The organism is Curtobacterium sp. MCLR17_039 (assembly GCF_003234745.1).
Taxonomy (GTDB): Bacteria; Actinomycetota; Actinomycetes; order Actinomycetales; family Microbacteriaceae; genus Curtobacterium; species Curtobacterium flaccumfaciens.
This window is the reverse complement of record NZ_QKTF01000002.1, coordinates 100199-115925: the sequence shown is the minus strand read 5'-3', so window position 1 is coordinate 115925 and position 15727 is coordinate 100199. Positions and strand designations below refer to the sequence as shown.

Here is a 15727-nt window from a genome sequence, read left to right as displayed (position 1 = left end):
GGCCCCGGACGCGCGGCAGACCCGACGGCGGTCGGTGCCGCACCAGTCCCACCTCCCCGTTCCACCCACCCTCGTTCCCCCGAAGGGACAGCCGATGTGCGGCATCATCGCGGCCCGCGTGTCTGACGACGCGACCCCCTACCTGCTCGACGGACTCGAACGACTCGAGTACCGCGGGTACGACTCCGCCGGCATCGCCGTCCGGACGGCCGTCGGCCGCACCGAGACGATCCGCTCGGTCTCCCGCGTCGGCGACCTGCGCACCCTCGTCGCTGCACGCTCCGGTGACGCGCTCACCGGCGTCGGCATCGGCCACACCCGCTGGGCCACGCACGGTGCCGTGCGCGAGGCGAACGCGCACCCGCACGCCGACTGCACCGGCCGGATCTCGATCGTGCACAACGGCATCGTCGAGAACGCGGACCGGCTGCGCCAGACGCTCGAGGCGCAGGGCCACCGCTTCCGGTCCGACGTCGACTCCGAGGTCATCGCGCACCTGGTCGAGCGGGCGTTGGCGGTCGACCCGGACCTGATGCTCGCGGTGCAGATCGCGACGGCGCAGCTCGAGGGCTCGTGGGCGATCGTGGTCCTGGACGCCCGGGACGGCCGCATGGTCGTGGCGGCGGACCGTTCGCCGCTCGTCGTCGCCCGCTCCGGCCGCGGCGACTTCGTGGCGAGCGACATCGGCGCGATCGCGGAGTGGTGCGAGACGTTCGTGGCGCTGCGCGACGGCGACGTCGTCGAGCTCGGTGAGGCCTGGACCTGGTCGTCCGACGGCATCACGGTTCCCGTGCCGTTCCCCACGCCGTCCCCGTTCGCCGCCGCCGCACTCGACCTCGGCGACCACACCGACCACATGGCGAAGGAGATCGACGAGCAGGCCGACGTCGTCGCGACGATCCTGGACCGGGTGACCCGCCGCACCGCCGACGGCAGCATGTGGGTGGGCCTCGGCCTGGCCGGCTTCCACCGGCTGGCGATCGTCGCCTGCGGCACGTCGCTGAACGCGGGCCAGGTGATCGCGACCGCACTGCGCGGGATCGGTGGTGTGCCGACCGACATCGTCGTCGCGAGCGAGGCCGACCAGGCCGTCCTCGGTCCGGGCACCCTGGTCGTCGCGATCAGCCAGTCCGGAGAGACCGCTGACGTGCTCCGCGCCCTGGACCGGTTCGAGGACCGCCACCCGGTGCTCGCGCTGACGAACAACATGCACTCCTCGCTCGCCCGACGGGCCGACGCCGTGCTCGACTGCCACGCCGGCCCGGAGATCGGGGTCGCCGCCACGAAGACGTTCACGGCGCAGGTCGTCGTCGGCGTCGCGGCGATGATCTCCGCGATGGTGGCCTCCGGCCGTATCGAACCGTCGCGCGCGCAGGTGCTCGTCGACGAGCTGCTCGACCTGCCGGCACGGATCGAGCACGCCGCGCGGGTGTCCGCCGAGCGGATGCCGCTGCTGGTGTCGAGCGTCAAGGAGGCGACGGGCTTCCTGTTCCTCGGCCGCGGTGCCGGACTACCGTACGCCGCCGAGGGCGCCCTGAAGCTCAAGGAGCTCAGCTACCGCTGGGCCGAGGCGTACCCCGCCGGCGAACTCAAGCACGGGCCGCTCGCGCTGGTGGACGACGGCACCCCGGTGGTCGTCATCGACCACGGTGAGCCGAAGATCCAGTCGGCGATCGCCGAGGTCCGGGCCCGCGGTGGCTTCGTCATCACGATCGGCGGCGAGTCGGCGGACATCCCCGCGCTCGGCCGCCGTGGCACCGGTGACCTGGCCTGGGGTGCGATGACCGCGCCGTGGGGTCCGCTCGAGGCCGTCGTGCCGCTGCAGATGCTCGCGCGGGAACTGGCTCTGCAGCTCGGGTGCGACGTCGACAAACCCCGGAACCTCGCGAAGTCGGTGACGGTCGAATAGCCGGGCGCCGACGCGTGAACCGCCTGACGGTGTTCCTCGCCGTCCTCACCGCCCTGGCGATCACCGGCACCGTGGTCCTGGTCACGGTGGTGCTGACGACGCCCGTGCTCCCCTGACGCCGATCCCGCAGGGTCTTCCTGGGCGGGGCTGCGATGCTGGTCACTTGACCACCGCAGCCCCGCCCCTCGTCTTCGTCGCGCTCCTCGTCGGCGCCGTCCTGCCGTTCGTGCCGTTCGTCGGCCGGGTGGCCCGCATCGCCGCGACCATCGCGCACGAGGTCGGGCACGCGATCGTCGTCGTGCCGTTCGGCGGGCGGATCCAGCGGATCGAGCTGCACCCGGACGGGTCCGGCGAGGCCTGGGTCCAGCTCGGCCGGGTGCCCGGCGGCATCCGGTGGCTCGTCCGGATCCTGAACCTGTACGCCGGGTACAGCGCACCCCTGTGGGCGGGGGTGCTCCTGGTGACCGGGGTGCTGCACGGCTCCCGCTGGCTGCCCGTGGTGGTGCTCGCGGTCATCGGGCTCGTCGCGCTGGCGTTCGTCCGGAACTGGTTCGGCCTGCTCGTCGTGCTCGGCTTCGACGCGCTCGCCCTGTGGGTGGCCGTCCGCCCGTCCGAGACGACCGTCCTGGTGGTCGCCGCCGTCGGGGCCTTCTTCGTCGTCGACGGCCTGCGCTCGGTGGTGCAGGTCGGCCGCTGGCTGGTCACCGGCGCACGGGTGCAGACCGACTTCCACATCGCCGCGGCCGAGATGCGGGTGCCGGCGTCCCTGTGGTTCGTGCTGTTCGTCGCCGTGAACGCCGTCGCGGTGTGGCTGGCGCGCGAGCCGCTGCTCCAGGTCTGGGACACCGTCGTCGCCGGGGTCCGCGCGCTCGTCTGAGGCTGCGCTCGCGTAACCGGGGGCCGCAATCGCCTGTCCGCGCCGAGTGGCTGCGAGGCTACCGCCAGACGACCCCCGGAGGTGTCCCATGGCGACCGACCACGGCTTCGCGACCGAGCAGGTACACGGCGGCTTCGTGCCCGACGCCGGGCACGGCGCCCGGGTCCCCGCGATCCACATGTCCTCCGGGTTCCTGTTCGACGACTTCGACCAGGCCCGTGACCGCTTCGCCGACACCGACGACGGCTACACCTACACGCGCCTCGGCAACCCCACGAACGCCGACGTCGAGCGTCGCGTGGCGCTGCTCGAACGCGGTGTCCAGGCGATCCTGGTCGGCAGCGGTCAGGCGGCGGCGACCGTGGCGTTCCTCGGCCTGCTGCAGGCCGGCGACCACGTCGTCAGCGCCCGGAGCATCTACGAGGGCACGCGCGGCCTGCTGCTGCAGAACCTCGGCCGGCTCGGCATCGAGGTCGACTTCGTCACCGACGCCCGCGACCTCGACGCCTGGGCCGCCGCGGTCCGGCCGAACACGAAGGCGTTCTTCGCCGAGACGATCCCGAACCCGAAGAACGACGTCCTCGACATCACCGGCGTCGCCGAGACCGCACACCGCGCCGGCGTCCCGCTGATCGTCGACAACACCCTCGCCACGCCGTACCTGGTGCGCCCGGTCGAGCACGGCGCGGACATCGTCGTGCACTCGGCGTCGAAGTTCCTGTCCGGCCACGGAGCCGGACTCGGCGGCGTGGTCGTGGACGGCGGCCGGTTCGACTGGACCGCCGCCCCCGAGCGCTGGACGCACCTGACCAGCCCCGAGCGGTCCCTCGGCGGCGAGAGCTACGCCGAGCGGTACGGCAACCGGGCGTTCGCCGTGTTCGCCCGCGACGTCGTCGCCGCACGCATCGGCCCGGCGCCGTCCCCGTTCAACGCGTTCCTGCTCCGCCAGGGCATCGAGACGCTGTCGCTGCGCGTGGAACGCCACTGCGCGAACGCGCTGGCCGTCGCGTCCTGGCTGGACCAGCAGCCGGAGGTGACGAGCGTCGACCACGCAGGCCTGGCCTCCAGCCCGTTCCACGACCTCGCCCAGCGCTACCTGCCCCGCGGAGCCGGGTCCGTCTTCGCCTTCACGCTCGCCGGTGGCGAAGCCGCCGCGCGGGCGTTCATCGACGCCGTGCAGCTGTTCAGCCGGATGACCCACCTGGGCGACGTGCGCTCGCTGATCCTGCACCCGGCCACCACCACGCACGCCGGCCGCACGCCGGAGGAGCGCGCCGAGCAGGGCATCAGCGACGGCCTGATCCGCCTGTCGGTCGGCATCGAGGACGTCGCGGACCTGCTCCGCGACCTGGAACGCGGGTTCGCCGCGGTGCGGTCCGCAGACGCCGCCGCCGGCCTGGAGGCACGTGGAGCGTCGGACGCGCAGCGCACGGCAGCCGGTGGGCCGGCCCTCGACCGGCAGGAGCGCTGAATGGCCGAGCTGCAGCACTTCGGGTACTTCTTCTCGCGCGGCTTCGGCCCGCAGGCCTGGGGACGGTCCGACTGGGACTGGGGCCACGACTGGACGAAGCCCGACCTGTACCAGCAGTCCGTCCGGACGCTCGAGCAGGCCGGCATGGACCTGGTCATCGCCGAGGACGCCGTCTCGCTCGGCTCCCCCGCGACCCTCGACCTGCGCATCCGGCAGGCGTACGGCGGCCCGAAGCACGACCCGCTGCTGCTCGCCCCGTACCTGTTCGCCGCCACCTCGCACATCGGCATCGCGCCGACCGTCAACGCCGGCATCACCCCGCCGTACCTGGCGGCACGGCAGTTCGCGACCCTGGCGCACCTGTCCTCGGACCGGCTCGGCATCAACGTCGTCACCGACGTCGGCAGCGCACGCCACGCCGGCCTGCCGCCGCTGCCGCACGACCAGGCGTACGACCGCGCCGAGGAGTGGATCACCCTGCTCCGCCGGCTCTGGCACTCGTGGGGCGACGCGTACGTCGGCGCGCCGGACTCGTGGCACTTCGCGGACGGCGACGCGCTCGACGCGTTCCATCACGAGGGCGCCCACTTCACCGCCGACGGTCCGCTCAACGCCCTGCCGCTGGCGTCGGACCCCGTCGTCGTCTCCCCCGGGGGCTCGGGCCGAGGGCTCGCGTTCGCCGGCACACACTCGGACGTGCAGCTCGCGCTCGCGCCGCTGTCCGCCGCCGCGGTGACGGACTACCGGTCCCGGGTGATCGCGGCAGCCGAGGCGGCAGGGCGGTCCACCACGGACCTGCGGATCCTGTTCGTCCTCAAGCCCGTGATCGTGTCCTCACCGGAGGAGGCCGACCGCATCGTCGCGGCGTCCGAGCACCCCACCGACGATGCCCTGCGAGCGGCGGCGATCGCGTGGTCGAGTGACTCGGAGACCGACCTGCTCGCGCTCGACCTGGACGCCCCGGTGCCCGAGGGGACCTTCGGTGAGCACGTCTCGGCCGGCACGATCCGCGGGCTGCTCGGGGACACCCCGGACGCACCGCTGCGGGAGCTGCTCGCCCGCAAGGCACGGCAGGGGCGGATCGCGTCACGCTCGGGGTTCGTGGGGACCGCCGACGAGTTCGCGGACTTCATCGAGGAGCTCGGCAGCGACGCCGACAACGACGGGATCATCTTCTCGGGCGACCTGCACCCGGCGCAGATCCACCGGATGCTCGGCGACCTGGTGCCCGTGCTCCGGCGCCGTGGACTCCTGCGACGGGAGTACGGCGCCGGAGGGATCCGGGCGAACCTGTTCGACTTCTAGCGGGAGCGGCCGCGAGCTACTTCTTCTTCTTGGACTTCTTCTTCGCGTCGTCGTCCTTCTTCGACTTCTTCTTGTCGTCGTCCTTCTTGGACTTCTTCTTCTTGTCGTCGTCCTTCTTCGACTTCTTCTTGTCGTCGTCCTTCTTGGACTTCTTCTTCTCGTCGTCCTTCTTCGACTTCGCCTTGCTCGCACCCGTCGGAAGTGGCAGGACGGCCGACACGGCCTCCGGCTCCGCCTGCGAGGCGTCGGCGTCGTCGGATGCAGCCTCGGTCTCCGGCGACTCCACCCCGTCGATCGGCTCGACGACCACGGCCGACCCGGTGTCCAGCTCGACGTCGACCGCGTGCTCCTCGAGCACCGGTGCCAGGGCGTCGGCGACCCGCTCGACCGTCAGGACCGCGTCCGCCTCGGCGAGCCGGAGCAGGGCCTGCGCGGTCCGCACCCGGGTGGTCGCCTTGCGCGCGAGGACGTCCGACCGTGCACCCTCGAGGAACGTGCGCAGGGCGCGTTCCACGGCGGAGCGTCCGCGCGGGGCGGCGCGGTCGAGTCGATCGAGTTCCCCGGCGACCCCGGAGACGTCGTCGGCGACGTGCTCGTGGCGGACCGACTCGATGAGCGCGGCGATGGCGGCGGCGGCACGTTCGACCCCGGCGGAGCGCTGGTCGAGCACGACGAGCATCTCGACCACCGAGCCGTAGGTGACGGTCTCGAGGCGGACCGGCTCCGCGCCGCGGCCGCGAACGACCAGGCGGGTGTCGGGGTTCGGCAGCCATGCGGCGAGGGCGGCGACCGTGGCGACGGAGCCCACGATCCGCTCGTACTCGCTGAGCACCACTCGTTCCTGCTCCCGCAGACGGACACGGATCGCGATCTCCTGCACCACGTGCTGACCTCTCGTTCGGGTTCGACGCGAGCGTGTTCTGCGCGCCTGCTCCGGAGCGTAGTCCTCGGACGTGGCGGAACAGCGAACGCCCCGGCACTGTCCAGGGGACGGTGCCGGGGCGTTCAGGTGGCGCAGCGTGACAGCGGTTCGTCGTTCGGCGAATGGTGGAGATGGGGGGAATCGAACCCCCGTCCATCGCTGCAATTCGACGTCTTCTACGGGCGTATCCGGATAGTTCGTTCTGCTCGGCCCCGTCCTTTGCTACCGGCTTCTAGGACGACGGGCCCAGTCTCAGTGCAAGTCCCGCACGGCCCTGAGGCGCAACCGTGCAGCAAGTCCTCTGGATGACGTCGGGATCAGGTTAGAAGACGGTCACCTGGCCGACGGACTTCATGTGCTGGGCTGCTTACGCAGCGAGAGCGAAGTCAGTGCGCTTGGAATTGGCACTTGTTGTTTTCCACGGATCGTTTACGAGATAACCGTGGGTCCTCGGCCCGCTTCCCGTCGGCACACAGGCAATGTCGAAACCGATCATCCCCATGCGGGCCGGACGTGCGAGCCGCTGTCACGCTGTTGAGTTGCCAATGCCCCTGTCGGAGCAGTCCCTCAGTCTAGCCGAGGAGATGCGTCAGCGCTACTCGCCGACGCGGTTCCGGGTGCGCATGGCCCGCTCGGCCTCACGCTTGTCGGTCTTCTCGCGCAGCGCCTGGCGCTTGTCGAACTCGCGCTTGCCCTTCGCGACGGCGATCTCGATCTTGGCCCGACCGTCGTGGAAGTAGATCTGCAGCGGCACGAGGGTGTACCCGCCCTGAGCCGTCTTGTGCGAGATCTTCACGATCTGCTGCTTGTGCAGGAGCAGCTTGCGCTTCCGTCGGGGCGAGTGGTTGTTCCACGTGCCCTCGGTGTACTCCGGGATGTGCACGGCGTCGATCCACGCTTCGCCACCGTCGATGTAGGCGTACCCGTCGACCAGGGACGCCCGCCCCATCCGCAGGGACTTCACCTCAGTGCCGGACAGGACCATGCCCGCTTCGTACGTGTCCTCGATGAGGTAGTCGTGCCGGGCGCGACGGTTCGTTGCGACGATCTTCTCCCCGCGTTCCTTCGCCATGACGACTCCTCTCGATGGTGACCGGTGCAGTGCGCTGCGTGGGTGGTTCGGCGCAGCCCTACAGACTACTCAACACGAAGCGGGCGGCGCACCTTCCCGGCGCGCCGCCCGCTCGCGGATGCTGTGCTGTGTCAGACCTTCAGGTACCGGCGGATGGCGATCGACGCCGACGCCGCGGCGAGGAGCACCCCGATCACGATCACCGCGGGGACCACGATGGCCGCGTCGCCCATGCCGATGAACGCCGTGCCGGTGAAGCGCTCCGCCAGGAAGTTCCGGACGAAGAACCAGACCACGGCGGTGATCGCGCCACCGGCCAGGACGGCTCCGATGGCGGCGGCGATCACCCCCTCGAGCACGAACGGTGTCTGGATGAACCGGTTCGACGCACCGACGAGCCGCATGATGCCGAGCTCTCGCCGTCGACTGAACGCCGACAGGCGGATCGTCGTCGCGATGAGCAGCACCGCCGCCACGAGCATGAGCGCCGCGATGCCGATCGCCGTGTACGACGAGGCGTTGAGCAGGTTGAAGATCGGCTGCAGGTACCCGCGTTGGTCGACGACGCTCTGCACGCCGGCGACCTTCGACAGGCTCTCGACCAGGACGTCGGCCTGCGAGGGGTTCTTCAGGTTCACCCAGAAGGTCTCGTTCAGGTACTCCGGCTTGACGAACTCCGTCGCGGCCGAGTCCTTGAACTGCTCCTTGAACCGGGTGAAGGCCTGGTCCTGGTTCTCGTAGTAGGTCTTCTCGATGTACGGCTTGAGCGTCGACGAGTCGAGCTGCGCCTGGACCTGTTCGCGCTGGTCCGCGGTGGCCTTGGCGCCGGTGCAGTTGCCCGTGGTGTCGGTGTCGGTGCACAGGTAGACGGCGACCTGCGCCCGGTCGTACCAGTACCCCTTCATCTGGTTGATCTGCATCTGGAGCAGGATCGCCGTACCGACGAACGTCAGGGAGATGAAGGTCACGAGGACGACGGAGACGACCATCGACGCATTGCGCCGCAGGCCCGAGCCGACCTCGGACATGACGAGCCCGAGCCTCATCGGATGAGCCCCGGGATCGTCTGGATGCCGGTGGTGTTGGACACGGTGCCTCGCTGGATCGGGACGGCCTGGGTCTGGTAGCCGCCGGACTGCTCGTCGCGCAGGACGGTGCCGTTCGAGAGCTCGATGACCCGCCGCTGCATCTGGTTCACGATGCTGGCGTCGTGCGTCGCCATCAGCACGGTGGTGCCTCCCTGGTTGATGCGTTCGAGGAGCGCCATGATGCCGGCGGACGTGGTGGGGTCCAGGTTCCCGGTGGGCTCGTCGGCCAGCAGGATCGCCGGCTTGTTCACGACGGCGCGGGCGATGGCCACACGCTGCTGCTCACCACCGGAGAGCTCGTGCGGCATGCGGGTGGCCTTGCCGGCGAGCCCGACGAGCTTCAGCACGTCGGTCACGGCCTCGCTGATGAAGCCCTTGCTCTTGCCGATGACCTGCAGCGAGAACGCCACGTTGTCGAACACGTTCTTGTTCGGCAGCAAACGGAAGTCCTGGAAGACCACGCCGAGGTTGCGGCGGAAGTACGGAACCTTCCGCGATGCCAGGGACCCGAGGCGCTGCCCGAGCACGTGGATCTGCCCGCTGGTGGGCTTCTCCTCCTTGAGCACGAGGCGCAGGAAGCTGGACTTGCCGGAACCGGACGCGCCCACGAGGAACACGAACTCGCCCTTGAGGATCTCGAGGGTGAGGTTGTCGAGCGCCGGACTCGGGTTGCCCGAGTAGACCTTGGTGACCTGGTCGAATTTGATCATGACCGGATCAGGGTAGGTCGCCGCGCTTGGAAAGCAAGCGAGGCGCGCGGCTCACGAACCCCTACTCGGCGGCGGATTGCTTGCGCCAGCGGATGCCCGCGTTGATGAAGCCGTCCAGATCGCCGTCGAACACGGCTGAGGGGTTGTTCACCTCGTGCTCCGTCCGGAGGTCCTTGACCATCTGGTAGGGCGCCAGGACGTAGGAGCGGATCTGGTCGCCCCAGCTCGCCGTGATGTTGCCGGCGAGTTCCTTCTTCTTCGCGTTCTCCTCTTCCTTCTTCAAGAGGAGCAGGCGCGACTGCAGCACGCGCATGGCGGCAGCACGGTTCTGGATCTGCGACTTCTCGTTCTGCATCGAGACGACGGTGCCGGTCGGGATGTGCGTCAGGCGCACCGCGGAGTCGGTCGTGTTGACGGACTGCCCGCCGGGGCCCGACGAGCGGAACACGTCGACGCGGATGTCGTTCTCGGGGATGTCGATGACGGCGGTCTCCGGCATGAGCGGGATGACCTCGACCGCGGCGAAGGACGTCTGGCGCTTGCCGGCGGCACCGAACGGCGACATCCGCACCAGGCGGTGGGTGCCGGCCTCGACCGACAACGTGCCGAACGCGTGCGGGGCGTCGATCTCGAACGTCGCGGACTTGATGCCCGCTTCTTCGGCGTACGAGGTGTCCATCACGGTGGTCTTGAAGTTGTGCTGCTCGGCGTACCGGAGGTACATGCGGAGGAGCATCTCGGCGAAGTCCGCCGCGTCGACACCGCCCGCACCGGCGCGGATCGTGATGACCGCCGGACGGTCGTCGTACTCACCGTCGAGGAGCGTCTGCACCTCGAAGTCGCCGATCATCTTCTGGATCGCCTTGAGCTCGGCGAGGGCTTCGTCGGCGGATTCCTGGTCGTCGCCCTCGTTCGCCATCTCGACCAGCACCTCGAGGTCGTCGATGCGCTGCTCGGTGTCGGTGATCTTCTTCAGCTCCGACTGGCGGTGCGAGAGCGCGCTCGTCACCTGCTGCGCGTGGTCGACGTCGTCCCAGAGGTCCTGGGCCCCGGCCTGCTCGCTGAGGTCGGCGATCTCACGCTGCAGGCGGTCGACGTCGACCACCGAGCGGATGTTGCCGAAGGTCTCGCGAAGGGCGGAGAGCTGCTCGGTGAAGTCCAGTTCGACCATGGTCATCGATCCTACCGGCGCGAGTCCGACTCGGCCGACCGGGGTCAGTAGTCGATGTGCTCCGTCCGTGCCGACGACAGGGCACGAGTGGCTGCCTCGGCGATGGCCTGGGCCCTGAGCCCGTCCTCCAGGGAGACCGGCGGCTCGGATCCGGACTCGAGCGACGCGACGAAGGCGGCGAGCGTCGCGGCGTAGGTGGGCTGCACGCGCTCGAACCAGCCGTCGTGGAGTCCGTCCGCGACGATCTGCCCGTCGGTGTAGCGAGCGACGTTCCCGCGGTGGTTCCGCCGCGACTCGACGAGTCCGGACGACCCCATGACCTCGATGCGCTCGTCGTAGCCGTAGCCGGTGCGCCGCACGCTGTCGATCTGCACGAGCGCGCCGGAGGGCATCGTGAGGGTCGTGACCGAAGTGTCCACGTCGCCGAACTCGCGGATGGCCGGGTCGACGAGCGCCGCACCCGCGACCGCGACCGTCACCGGGTCCTCGCCGGTGATCCACTGCACGAGGTCGAAGAAGTGCACGGTCTGGTCGCGGAGCTGGCCGCCGGAGACCCGCAGGTAGTCGAGTGGCGGCAGGGACGGGCCGCGGGAGCTGAGCTGGACGAGTTCGACCGCACCGATCTCCCCCGCGGCGACGATGCGTTGCAACTCGGCGTGGTCGCGATCCCACCGCCGGTTGAAGTCGAGCATCGCCGGCACGCCGCTGGCACGCACGTGCTCCACCACCGCGACCGCGTCGGCGTACCCGGCAGCGATGGGTTTCTCGCAGAGCACGGCGATCCCGGCGTCGGCGGCAGCGCGCAGGTGCTGCGCGTGCGTGTCGGTGGAGGAAGCGACGAAGACCGCGTCGACCTGCGCCGCGTCGAACGCCTCGTCCTGGGTGAGCGCCCACGTGCCGTGCCGTGCCGCCAGCGATGCAGCGCGGTCACGGTCGACGTCGTGGATCCCCACGAAGTCGACGTCGGGGTGCGCTGCGAGGGACGCGGCATGCACGGCACCGATGAACCCGGCACCGACGAGTGCGAAGCGTTGCGTCATGATCAGCCCACCAGGATTGCGGTCAGGTCGTGCATGGTGCGTGCGACGACGGCGGGATCCTGTTCGTTCGCCCGGTCGGAGAACATCTCGGTGACCCACCATCCGTCGTACCCGGTCGCCTTGATCGCGTCGACCCACTGCTGCAGCGGGATCGCACCGCCCCCGATGACGACGTTCCGGTGGACGGCCTGGTCGGGAACCGTCCGCTCGCGGTCCAGGTCGAACCCGTCCGACAGGTGGACGGCCTTGATGACCGACGCGGGCAGCGCTCGGACCTCGGCCAGCGTGTCCCCGGTCGTCCAGAAGTGCCAGGTGTCGAGTGCGATCCCCACGTTGTCGCGCCCGGCCTCCTCGATGATGTCCAGCGCGTGCCGGCATCGGTTGAGGTGCGCCCAGGCGAGGGGCTCCAGGTAGACCTCGAGCCCGTGATCCGCGGCGATGTCCGCCGCCAGACGGACGTTCGCACCGGTGATGCGGACCGCTGCGTCCTCGTCGAGTCCGAGCGTCGCCCGGTACCGGGTGTCGTCATCGGCCAGTCGGCCAGCGCGGTGGTCACGGACGACCGCGGAATCGACCGGCCCGGTGCACAGCTGCACGATGGGCGCACCGACGGCGGTCGCCACACCGCACATGCGCTCGACCTCCGCGACGAAGTCGTCGCGACCGGCACCTTGACGCTCGATGTCGAGCACGGCACCGAGCCCTGTCACTTCGAGACCCTCGAGCAGCGGCGGCAGTGTCTGGACGTCGTACCCGGCGTCGAGGTACCGGTAGAGCTTCGGGCTCTGCAGCTCGATGCCGCCGTAGCCGGCCTCCTTCGCGAGGCGGACGTCCTGGACGACGTTGCCGTGGAACGTCGTCGTGACGTTCATGGAGATCTTCGGGGGCATCTGCGCTCGCTTCGTTGGACAGCACTGGAACAGTCTGGACCGGTCCAGAATAGGACTAGCCTGCTCTCATGTCGAGACCGAACCACGCTCCGACCATCCGGGACGTCGCCGAGCGCGCCGGGGTCTCGAAGTCGCTGGTCTCGCTCGCGCTCCGCGGCGACCCAGGAGTCAGCGACGCCCGTCGGGCGGCCGTCGAACGAGCAGTCGACGAACTCGGCTACCGACCGAACCGCGCAGCCAGGAGCCTCGGCGAGCAGCGGACGGGCACGGTCGGAGTGCTCCTGAACGACCTGCGGAACCCTTGGTTCGTCGACCTGCTCGCCGGCCTCACCGCGACACTCGACACCGTCGGACTGGCACCCATCCTGGTCGACTCGGCGACCACACGGCGCGTGGGCGGTTCGCCCGTCGACATGCTCCTGCGACAACAGGTGGACGGCATCGTCGTGGTCGGCACCACAGAGGACGACGCCGCCCTCCGTCGGGCGGTCCAGGAGGTGCCGGTGGTCCTCGCTGGGACGTACGAGCCTGACGACCTGCACGCCGACGTGGTCGTGAACGACGACCATGCCGGCGCATCGATCGCGACCGAGCACCTCCTCGCGCTCGGACACACCCGGATCGGTCACCTCGTCGGCCCGGGGCGCGTCGGAGAGCTCCGCGAGCAGGGTTTCCGCGCGACCATGACCCGCCACGGTGCCGACGCCGTCGTGGTGCCGGCCGGCATGAGCGAGGAGAGCGGGTACGCGGCGGCCCGACGAGTCCTGGGCACGGCCGACCGTCCGACCGCGCTCGTGGCCTACAACGACCTCGTCGCCATCGGCGCGTTGTCCGCCGCCGACGACCTCGGCCTCGTCGTCCCGGACGACGTGTCACTCGTCGGGTACGACGACACCTACCTCGGCAGCATCCGGCACATCTCGCTCACCACGGTCGACAACGGGACGTTCGCGATCGGGGCCCAGGCGGCACGGTGGCTCGGTGAACGCGTGCAGGGGCGAGACCCGGAGCCGCGCGTGCACCGAGTGCCGGTGTCACTCGTGGTGCGGCGCACCACGAGCGGTCCGAGACCGACGGACGGCGACCGCTGACGACGGCGTCGCCGACGGTCCGGGGTCCCAGCGCGCCCGCCTGCCCGGCGCGCACCCGGAAGGCCGACCTGGAGGCCCGGCGCAGGTCCGTCCCGCTGGTCACGGGGACGTCGACAGCGGCACCAGGACCGGATCGACCGGGCATCCACTGAGCGCGGGTTCGCGTGAGACGGCGACACGTGTTCCTCGGGGATCACCGCCCGCCCCTCGCTACCCGGGCCTCCGGTGCGACCTGGCGATCGCGTACCGCCGCAGCCGCACGCCCCCGCGGCGCTCGGTCGACAGCAGGACGGCGTCGTAGTGCTCCAACACCCCGATGGAGCCGTCGTTGTCATCGCGGCAGACGGCGATCACCGGGTCGATCCCGACGCGCGAGGCGTGCGCGAGCACCTGGCCCAGCGCCCAGGTCGCCACGCCTCGGCCCCTCGCCGACGGACGGATCCCGTACCCGACGTGGCCGAACCGCTGCACTCCGGCGGCGTCTCCCGGTGCCCGGAGTGCGATCCCGCCCAGGACGCGTCCGTCCTCGACGATCCACCAGAGCGCCCCGGGTCTGGCGTGCAGTCGGCCGACCCAGGTGCGGAACCCGTCCTCGTCACCGACGGCGTCGTGGGTGGTGATCCCGAACCCGTCCTCGTGCGCGCCCGGCCCCCACTCGGCATGCGCTTCAGCCCACGCCTCGTACAACGCCGTCTGCGGTCTCACCAACTCGAGCATGTCCAAGTATCACAAGGGAGCGGGTCGGTGGCGATCCCCTTGTGCGGATCAAACGGCAGTCGCTTCCGGAGTCGCGCGCCAGACCCGCACCGACCGTGACCCGTAGAGTCGAGAGACTCTCGACGTCAGGACCAGAACGATGACCAGCCCCGCAACCGACCCGGCCGGAGCCGAGCGGTGGGCAGCCGCCGCCAGGCTCGCCGACGGCCAGAGCGACGACGGGCTCCGCCGCCGCCGGACCCGCGTGTTCGTGTGGGTGGGGGCACTCGTCCTGGTCTCGTGGGCCGTCGGGGTCGTCCTGGCACTGGTGCTGGCGCCGGCCACCGGGAGCAGCCACGCGAGTGGCGACGGTGGCGTGCAGCTGCTCGTCCAGCTCCTGCTGTTGCTGCTCGGGCTGGTCGTCGGCATCGTCGGTTTCGTGTGGGCCTTCCGCTCCGGTCACTACGTCACTCGCTGGCGATCGGTGAGCAGCCCGCTCTCCCGCGCGGAGCAGCGGTCGGTGCGGCGTCAGATCGCCGGCAAGGAGCCGATCGACGACGAGCACGCGGACATCGTCGTCGCAGTCGCCGTGCAGAACCGTCGAGCCACGCTCGGGATCCTGCCGATCTTCGGCGCCGTGATGCTGTTCGCCGCCTCGACAGCGGTGAGCACGGACAGTCTGCCCATCAAGCTGATCGAGCTCGTCGCGTCGTTCACGGTGGTGCTCGGGCTCGTGCAACTGGCCGTGCAGTACCGACGAGCCGGGCGGTTCCTCTCGGAGCACGCCCTCAGCTGACGCCGTCCGGCTGGCCGCCCGGAACGCTCGACCGTCGGCGGCGTCGACTCCTCAGGACCAGCACGAGAGCGGCGAACGACGCGGTGCTCCCGAGGAAGACCCCCGCTCCGACCCACGTCGTGACGGATGTGCCGTGTCCGAACAGCGCGTTGATGAGCATGCCGAGTCCGACGGCCACGCCCGTGAGCAGTACCGCGCACGTCGGCTCGAGCCACGGAGGTGACCGGAGCGACCGTCGGTCGACCGGGAGGCCGCGGTCCTGTCGAGCGCGCGCAGCTCGCTCGCGGTCCTGGATCGCGATCCCGATCGTCGGCCCCCAGAACGCCACCGTGGCCTGGCTGCCGTCGGGATCGACCAGGATCAGGATCGCCATCGTCGCCACCACGCCGCCGAGGTACCACCAGGGGAAGACCCGACGGATCGGGACGGCCCAGCGGCTGTCCCGCCGGGTGCCGTTCCGAGGGTGGTGCTCACCGCCGCTCGTGGCCACGGTCAGCGCTCCCACCGCAGGTCGGCGCTGCCCTGCGGTTTCGGAGTGGTCACGAGCTCAGTCATCACGGCCTCGCGAGTCGTCCCGATGCACTCGGCGACGAGGAGGTCGTACTCGTGAACGGCGGTGCAGGTGGCGCCGGGGTCACGGTGCCGGACGGAGATCGGCGGAACGGATTCGCCATCAGGGGCCGCCCTCG

15 protein-coding genes and 1 other RNA gene are annotated in these 15727 nt (G+C 70.4%); 6 read left to right on the top strand and 10 right to left on the bottom strand.

The window, feature by feature from the left end:
* The first annotated feature begins 94 nt into the window (after positions 1-94).
* The 4 genes from glmS (at position 95) to DEJ00_RS02520 (ending at position 5562) form a co-directional block, all read left to right on the top strand.
* Positions 95-1909 carry a glutamine--fructose-6-phosphate transaminase (isomerizing) gene (gene glmS / locus DEJ00_RS02535; RefSeq protein WP_071406356.1) on the top strand — a complete coding sequence of 605 codons (1815 nt, stop codon included), beginning with the start codon at positions 95-97 and terminating at the stop codon, positions 1907-1909.
* A gap of 163 nt (positions 1910-2072) precedes the next feature.
* Entirely contained in the window at positions 2073-2786 is a 714-nt protein-coding gene (locus DEJ00_RS02530; protein ID WP_181440067.1) for a M50 family metallopeptidase, read from the top strand.
* 88 nt (positions 2787-2874) lie between these two features.
* Entirely contained in the window at positions 2875-4257 is a 1383-nt protein-coding gene (locus DEJ00_RS02525) for an O-acetylhomoserine aminocarboxypropyltransferase/cysteine synthase family protein (protein WP_111056329.1), read from the top strand.
* On the top strand, positions 4258-5562 hold the full coding sequence (locus tag DEJ00_RS02520; protein WP_111056328.1) for an LLM class flavin-dependent oxidoreductase: 1305 nt from the start codon (positions 4258-4260) through the stop codon (positions 5560-5562).
* Positions 5563-5578: 16 nt separating this feature from the next.
* On the opposite strand, the gene DEJ00_RS02515 is transcribed toward DEJ00_RS02520, so the two are convergent.
* From DEJ00_RS02515 to DEJ00_RS02480, 8 genes are all read right to left on the bottom strand, one after another.
* On the bottom strand, positions 5579-6445 hold the full coding sequence (locus DEJ00_RS02515) for a hypothetical protein (RefSeq protein WP_111056327.1): 867 nt from the start codon (positions 6443-6445) through the stop codon (positions 5579-5581).
* Positions 6446-6607: 162 nt separating this feature from the next.
* Positions 6608-6984, bottom strand: a transfer-messenger RNA (tmRNA) gene (ssrA, locus tag DEJ00_RS02510).
* Positions 6985-7079: 95 nt separating this feature from the next.
* Complete coding sequence (gene smpB / locus DEJ00_RS02505) at positions 7080-7556, bottom strand: SsrA-binding protein SmpB (protein ID WP_027465851.1); 477 nt, start codon at positions 7554-7556, stop codon at positions 7080-7082.
* Positions 7557-7687: 131 nt separating this feature from the next.
* Positions 7688-8602: a permease-like cell division protein FtsX gene (gene ftsX / locus DEJ00_RS02500; protein ID WP_027465852.1), complete on the bottom strand. Its 915-nt coding sequence runs from the start codon at positions 8600-8602 to the stop codon at positions 7688-7690.
* Entirely contained in the window at positions 8599-9354 is a 756-nt protein-coding gene (gene ftsE / locus DEJ00_RS02495; RefSeq protein WP_017888215.1) for a cell division ATP-binding protein FtsE, read from the bottom strand. The genes ftsX and ftsE overlap by 4 nt, the downstream gene beginning before the upstream one ends.
* 61 nt (positions 9355-9415) lie before the next feature.
* Positions 9416-10525 (bottom strand): peptide chain release factor 2, encoded by a 1110-nt coding sequence (gene prfB / locus DEJ00_RS02490; RefSeq protein WP_071244840.1) that lies wholly within the window; start codon positions 10523-10525, stop codon positions 9416-9418.
* 44 nt (positions 10526-10569) lie between these two features.
* Positions 10570-11565: a Gfo/Idh/MocA family oxidoreductase gene (locus DEJ00_RS02485; RefSeq protein ID WP_111056326.1), complete on the bottom strand. Its 996-nt coding sequence runs from the start codon at positions 11563-11565 to the stop codon at positions 10570-10572.
* A 2-nt stretch (positions 11566-11567) separates the two neighbouring features.
* Entirely contained in the window at positions 11568-12455 is an 888-nt protein-coding gene (locus tag DEJ00_RS02480; protein ID WP_027465855.1) for a sugar phosphate isomerase/epimerase, read from the bottom strand.
* A 68-nt stretch (positions 12456-12523) separates the two neighbouring features.
* Between DEJ00_RS02480 and DEJ00_RS02475 the strand changes: the two genes are divergently transcribed.
* Positions 12524-13546 carry a LacI family DNA-binding transcriptional regulator gene (locus DEJ00_RS02475; RefSeq protein ID WP_071244843.1) on the top strand — a complete coding sequence of 341 codons (1023 nt, stop codon included), beginning with the start codon at positions 12524-12526 and terminating at the stop codon, positions 13544-13546.
* A gap of 210 nt (positions 13547-13756) precedes the next feature.
* Here DEJ00_RS02475 and DEJ00_RS02470 read toward each other — a convergent pair whose 3' ends face one another.
* Positions 13757-14251 carry a GNAT family N-acetyltransferase gene (locus DEJ00_RS02470; RefSeq protein ID WP_220038834.1) on the bottom strand — a complete coding sequence of 165 codons (495 nt, stop codon included), beginning with the start codon at positions 14249-14251 and terminating at the stop codon, positions 13757-13759.
* A gap of 151 nt (positions 14252-14402) precedes the next feature.
* On the opposite strand from DEJ00_RS02470, the gene DEJ00_RS02465 reads away from it, so the two are divergent.
* Positions 14403-15038, top strand: coding sequence for a hypothetical protein (locus DEJ00_RS02465; RefSeq protein ID WP_111056324.1), 636 nt, complete (start codon positions 14403-14405; stop codon positions 15036-15038).
* Here the strand turns inward: DEJ00_RS02465 and DEJ00_RS02460 are convergent.
* Positions 15031-15528 (bottom strand): hypothetical protein, encoded by a 498-nt coding sequence (locus DEJ00_RS02460; RefSeq protein ID WP_146247860.1) that lies wholly within the window; start codon positions 15526-15528, stop codon positions 15031-15033. The two genes, DEJ00_RS02465 and DEJ00_RS02460, sit on opposite strands and share 8 nt — an antisense overlap.
* Positions 15529-15727 lie beyond the last annotated feature (199 nt).